Here is a 4,996-nt window from a genome sequence, read left to right as displayed (position 1 = left end):
TTCGAGATCAAGGGCCAGGAGCTGCAGTTCCTGGAGATCGAGCTGGATCCGGGCGAGAGCGCCGTGGCCGAGGCCGGGGCGTTGGTCTGGAAGGACGCCAGCGTCGCCATGACCACGGTGTTCGGCGACGGCTCTGGCGGTCAGGGCGGCGGCTTCATGGGCGCCCTGCTGGGGGCCGGCAAGCGGCTGGTGACGGGCGAGAGCCTGTTCACCACCGTCTTCACCCACCAGGGCCAGGGCAAGGCGCGGGTGGCCTTCGCCTCGCCGACGCCGGGCGCGATCCTGCCGCTGAAGCTGTCGGACCTTGGCGGGACGCTGATCTGCCAGAAGGACAGCTTCCTGGCCGCGGCCCGGGGCGTGCAGCTCGGCATCGCCTTCCAGAAGCGGGTCATGACCGGCCTGTTCGGCGGCGAAGGCTTCATCATGCAGCGCCTGGAGGGCGACGGCTGGGTCTTCGTCCAGATGGGCGGCACGCTGGTCGAGCGCGAGCTGAAGGCCGGTGAGGAAATCCACGTCGATACCGGCTGCCTCGCGGCCTATACGCCGACCGTGGACTTCGACCTGGTGATGGCCGGCGGTGTGAAGAGTGTGTTCTTCGGCGGCGAGGGGCTGTTCTTCGCCCGCCTGCGCGGTCCCGGGAAGGTGTGGATCCAGTCCCTGCCGTTCTCGCGCCTCGCCGGCCGGATGCTGGCCGCCGCGGGCGGGGCCGGCCAGAACCGCGGCGAAGGCTCGATCCTCGGCGGCCTGGGCGACCTGATCGGGGGAAACAACTGACGACCCGGACGGCTCGTCATCCCCGGGCTCGTCGCGGGGATCCAGAGACGCCGATGGGCGCCGAGGAGGCCGCGACGTCGCGATCGCGCCATCTTCCGCATCGCCTGCGTATCTGGATGGCCGGGACAGGCCCGGCCATGACGAGTGGAAGGGGCGAGCTGTGTCTTCGCTCCGCCTCGCGTCCATGCTAGGTGCGGCGCCTTCTATTCCAAGGAACTGCACCTACCCATGGCCCTCAAAGTCGCCATCGTCGGTCTGCCGAACGTGGGCAAGTCGACGCTGTTCAACGCGCTCACCCAGACCGCCTCCGCCCAGGCGGCGAATTATCCGTTCTGCACCATCGAACCGAACACCGGCGACGTGGCCGTGCCCGAGCCGCGCCTGGAGGCGCTGGCGGCCGTCATCCCGTCGAAGGAGATTATTCCGGCGCGGATCAACTTTGTGGACATCGCCGGCCTGGTGCGCGGGGCGTCCAAGGGCGAAGGCCTGGGCAACCAGTTCCTGGCCAACATCCGCGACTGCGACGCCGTGGCGTTCGTGGCGCGCTGCTTCATCGACGACGACATCACCCACGTGGAAGGCAAGGTCGACCCGCTGGCCGACCTGGAGACCATCGAGACCGAGCTAATGCTGGCCGACCTCGAAAGCCTCGAGAAGCGGGTGGTCAACCTGGAGAAGCGCGCCAAGACCGGCGACAAGGAGAGCGCGCTCACGCTGAAACTGGTGCAGCTCGCCCTGGCCGAGCTGAACGCCGGCCGCCCCGCGCGCAAAGCCGTGGTGTCCAAGGAGGACGAGAAGGCCTGGCGCATGCTGCAGCTCCTGACGTCCAAGCCGGCGCTATACGTTTCCAACGTGGACGAGGCTTCCGCCGCCACGGGCAACGCGCTGTCGGCCCAGGTGGCCGAGCGGGCCAAGCGCGACGGCGCGGACCATGTGGTGATCTCCGCCCAGATCGAGAGCGAGGTGGCCATGCTCGATCCCGCCGAGCGCGCCGAGTTCCTGGAGACCCTGGGCCTGGCCGAACCCGGCCTGAACAAGCTGATCCGCGAGGCCTATCACCTGCTGGGCCTGCAGACCTATTTCACGGTCGGCCCCAAGGAGGCCCGCGCCTGGACGATCCACAAGGGCGACACCGCCCCGCAGGCGGCCGGCGTGATCCACACCGACTTCGAGAAGGGCTTCATCCGGGCCGAGACCATCGCCTATGACGACTACGTCCGCCTGAAGGGCGAAGCCGGGGCCCGCGAGGCCGGCAAGTTCCGCCAGGAAGGCAAAGAGTACGTCGTCCAGGACGGCGACGTGATGAACTTCCGCTTCAACGTCTAGAACTGTTCAGAGGGCTTACCAGATGGCCGAGACGATCAAGCTGGCCGGCGCCGACGGCTTCGAGTTCAGCGCGTACCACGAGCCGGCCTTCACGCCGCACAAGGGGGGCGTGATCGTCCTCCAGGAGATCTTCGGCATCGACCGCCACGTGCGCGCCGACGTCGAGCGGTGGGCCAAGATGGGCTACGAGGCGCTGGCCCCGGCGCTGTTCGACCGCCTGCAGCGCGATTTCCACGCCGAGCACGACGACGCGGGCATCAAAGCCGGGCTGGAGAAGGCCCGGGCGACGCCCCTGGAGCAGGCGCTGGGCGACATCGCCGCTTGCCGCGACTTCCTGGGCAAGCACGGTGGCAAGGTGCACGTGGTGGGCTACTGCTACGGCGGCTCGCTGGCCTGGCTGGCGGCCTGCAAGGTCGAGGGCCTGGCCGCGGCGTCGAGCTACTACGGCTCGATGGTGCAGGCGAACGCGGCCCTGAAGCCGCTGTGCCCGACGATCGTCCACCTGGGCCGTACGGACGCGGGCATCCCCGCCGACGACGTGGCCGCCGCGGTGGCCGAGCACAATCCGGACGTGCCGGTCTACATCTACGAAGGCGCCGGCCACGGCTTCAACAACGAGAGCCCCGAGCGCTACAACGCCGAGGCGGCGGACCTGGCCCGCCACCGCACGCTCGAGCTGTTCGACAAGGCTTGAGGCCCTTGGGCGAGGTCGTCCAGGTCCGGAGCGGCAAAGACGGCTTCGCCTTCGACGCTTACCGGGCGGTCCCCACCGACGCGCGGCGCGGCGGCCTCGTCATCTGCCACGCGATATGGGGCGTGACACCGCACCTGCGCGAGCTGGCGGACAGCTTCGCGGAGGACGGGTACGAGACGCTGGTCCCCAGCCTCTTCGACCGGTTCCAGACAGGGTTCGCCGAGAAGGACACCGATCCGGCGCTCTACGCCCGCCAGGACGGCTTCGCCCGCGCCACGGGCTGGGGCCTGGACGTGCTAGACGCGGTGCAGGCGGCGATCGACGCGCTGCAGCCGCCGGTGTTCCTGCTGGGCTTCTGCTTCGGCGGGACGACGGCCTGGCTGGCCTCGGCGCGCTGCACGGGGCTAACCGCGGTGGCCTCGTACTATGGCGGCCAGATCACCGACTACCTGGGCGAGGCGCCAAAGGTCCCGACGATCCTGCACCTGGGCAAGACCGACGAGCTGATCCCGCCGCCGGACGTGGAGGCGATTCGAGAGGCGCACCCGGAACTGCCGGTCTACGTCTACGACGCCGGCCACGCGTTCGTGGCGCCGAACGGCTTCCACGCCGACTCCGCGCGGCTGTCGCGCCTGCGGACACTGGCGCTGTTCGCGCGCAATGGTCAGGGACGGGGCGGAGAGGCCTCCTAAAGCTCTATCTCTCGCTTCACCTCGGGGTGCTTCTCCAGGACGCGCACCAGGGCCGCCTGGGCCGCGAGGATGCCGATGCCGGCCGCGTAGCCCGAGAAGACGCCAGCGGGGTAGCGGCCGCCGTTCGCGGCGTTCGAAATCTGCCAGTAGATGAGGCCAGCCGCGCCACCCAGCAGGGCCACGCCGTAGAGGATCGAGCGCAGGTTCTGGCCGAAGCCCGCCTGGAAGCTCATCCAGACGTATCGCGCGAGCGGGCGGCGGACCGGGCCGATCAGCAGCGGCAGGGTGAAGGACAGGCTGAGGAAGATGGCGGGCCAGACCAGGGTGCGCTGGGCGATCAGTTCGACCCCGCCCGGAAGCCGGCCGAACGCGTGCGCCACGGCCCCAGCATAGATGAGCACGGCGGTGGCGACGGTGAGATCCTGGGTACGCTTGAAGCTGCGCCAGGCGGGCGTATGCGGCATTCCTCCACTGTAGGGGCCAAGACAGGGCGGCGATAAGGCGGAAACTCGCTATGGTCGGGCGTGGTCCGACGGATTCCCCATCGCCTGCCGAGTCCCCTTCCCTTCGCGCTGGCGGCGGGAGTCGCGGGCGCGGCGCATGCGGGCGAGGTCGCCTGCCGGTTCGAGCGGGGCGTGATCACGGTGCCAGCCGAGGTGGCCGGGATCGCCGGCGACTACATCCTGGACACCGGGGCGGCGCGGACGACGCTGCACGAGACCGCGGCCCAGGCGAACGGCATCGCCGAGGACGCCGTCACGGGTGACGTCCGGCTGGCCGGCCTGGCCGCGCGAGGCGTCGCGGCGAACGTGGCGGACCTGGACATCCGCACCTGGAACCTGCCCACGCCGGCAGCCGGCGTGATCGGGGCCGACGCGTTGAAGGGCTTCGTGCTGGACGTGAGCTATGCGCCCTGCCGGGTGAGGGTTTGGCCGGCCGGCAAGGGGCCGCGGTTCGCCGGGCGCCGCTACGACCTGGGCTGGGACCTCGGCCGGCCGACGGTGCGGGCGGCGGTGTCCGATGACGTCCACCGGATCTCCGGCCGTTTCGTGGTCGCCACCGGCGCCAACGTGCCGGTGCGGTTGGCGGACGACCTGGCGCAGGCGGAAGCCGACACCAAGGAACTCTACCCGCAGGGCGCCTGGCTGGCGCGGCTGCCGGAGGTGGACTTCGGCGGCGCGCGTGGGCGGGACGTGGCGGCGGGCCTGATGAAGCCCGAGGGTGAGGTGGTGGGCGTGCTGGGCGGCCAGGTTCTGGCCCATTTCCGCCTGCGGTTCGACTTTCCTGCCGGGCGGCTGATCGTCGATCCCGTGCGCTGAAGCCCGAAACGAAAAGGCCCCGGATCGCTCCGGGGCCTTCCGAATGCAGGTCTGGCGAACGGCCTTAGTGGGCCACGTTGCGCCAGATGCGGCGGTAGCTGAAGTACAGCAGCACCGTGAAGATCAGCAGGTAGACCATGGCGCCCAGGCCGAACTGCTTGCGCTCCATCATCTTGGGCTCGGCGGCCCAG

The 4,996-nt window shown here is 70.0% G+C and carries 7 protein-coding genes; 5 read left to right on the top strand and 2 right to left on the bottom strand.

The features are described from left to right. The 4 genes from Q0L11_RS13705 to Q0L11_RS13690 form a co-directional block, all read left to right on the top strand. Positions 1 to 774: TIGR00266 family protein (locus tag Q0L11_RS13705; protein ID WP_296597956.1), on the top strand; the 774-nt coding region annotated here is incomplete at its 5' end. A gap of 228 nt (positions 775 to 1,002) precedes the next feature. Further along, positions 1,003 to 2,100: a redox-regulated ATPase YchF gene (gene ychF, locus Q0L11_RS13700; protein ID WP_296597954.1), complete on the top strand. Its 1,098-nt coding sequence runs from the start codon at positions 1,003 to 1,005 to the stop codon at positions 2,098 to 2,100. A 22-nt stretch (positions 2,101 to 2,122) separates the two neighbouring features. Continuing rightward, positions 2,123 to 2,794 carry a dienelactone hydrolase family protein gene (locus Q0L11_RS13695; protein WP_296597953.1) on the top strand — a complete coding sequence of 224 codons (672 nt, stop codon included), beginning with the start codon at positions 2,123 to 2,125 and terminating at the stop codon, positions 2,792 to 2,794. Positions 2,795 to 2,799: 5 nt separating this feature from the next. Next, positions 2,800 to 3,486 carry a dienelactone hydrolase family protein gene (locus tag Q0L11_RS13690; protein ID WP_296597952.1) on the top strand — a complete coding sequence of 229 codons (687 nt, stop codon included), beginning with the start codon at positions 2,800 to 2,802 and terminating at the stop codon, positions 3,484 to 3,486. Here the strand turns inward: Q0L11_RS13690 and Q0L11_RS13685 are convergent. Then, positions 3,483 to 3,950 carry a hypothetical protein gene (locus tag Q0L11_RS13685; RefSeq protein ID WP_296597950.1) on the bottom strand — a complete coding sequence of 156 codons (468 nt, stop codon included), beginning with the start codon at positions 3,948 to 3,950 and terminating at the stop codon, positions 3,483 to 3,485. The two genes, Q0L11_RS13690 and Q0L11_RS13685, sit on opposite strands and share 4 nt — an antisense overlap. Positions 3,951 to 4,121: 171 nt before the next feature. Here Q0L11_RS13685 and Q0L11_RS13680 point away from each other — a divergent pair, with 171 nt between their 5' ends. Next, positions 4,122 to 4,805 (top strand): aspartyl protease family protein, encoded by a 684-nt coding sequence (locus Q0L11_RS13680; protein WP_296597949.1) that lies wholly within the window; start codon positions 4,122 to 4,124, stop codon positions 4,803 to 4,805. A 64-nt stretch (positions 4,806 to 4,869) separates the two neighbouring features. On the opposite strand, the gene Q0L11_RS13675 is transcribed toward Q0L11_RS13680, so the two are convergent. Further along, positions 4,870 to 4,996 (bottom strand): cytochrome c1 (locus Q0L11_RS13675; protein WP_296597957.1); only part of this gene is annotated, 127 nt, incomplete at its 5' end.

This window comes from Phenylobacterium sp., from assembly GCF_024508875.1.
Taxonomy (GTDB): domain Bacteria; phylum Pseudomonadota; class Alphaproteobacteria; order Caulobacterales; family Caulobacteraceae; genus Phenylobacterium.
Note: the sequence above shows the minus strand (reverse complement) of the source record. Positions and strands in the feature narration are given on the sequence as shown.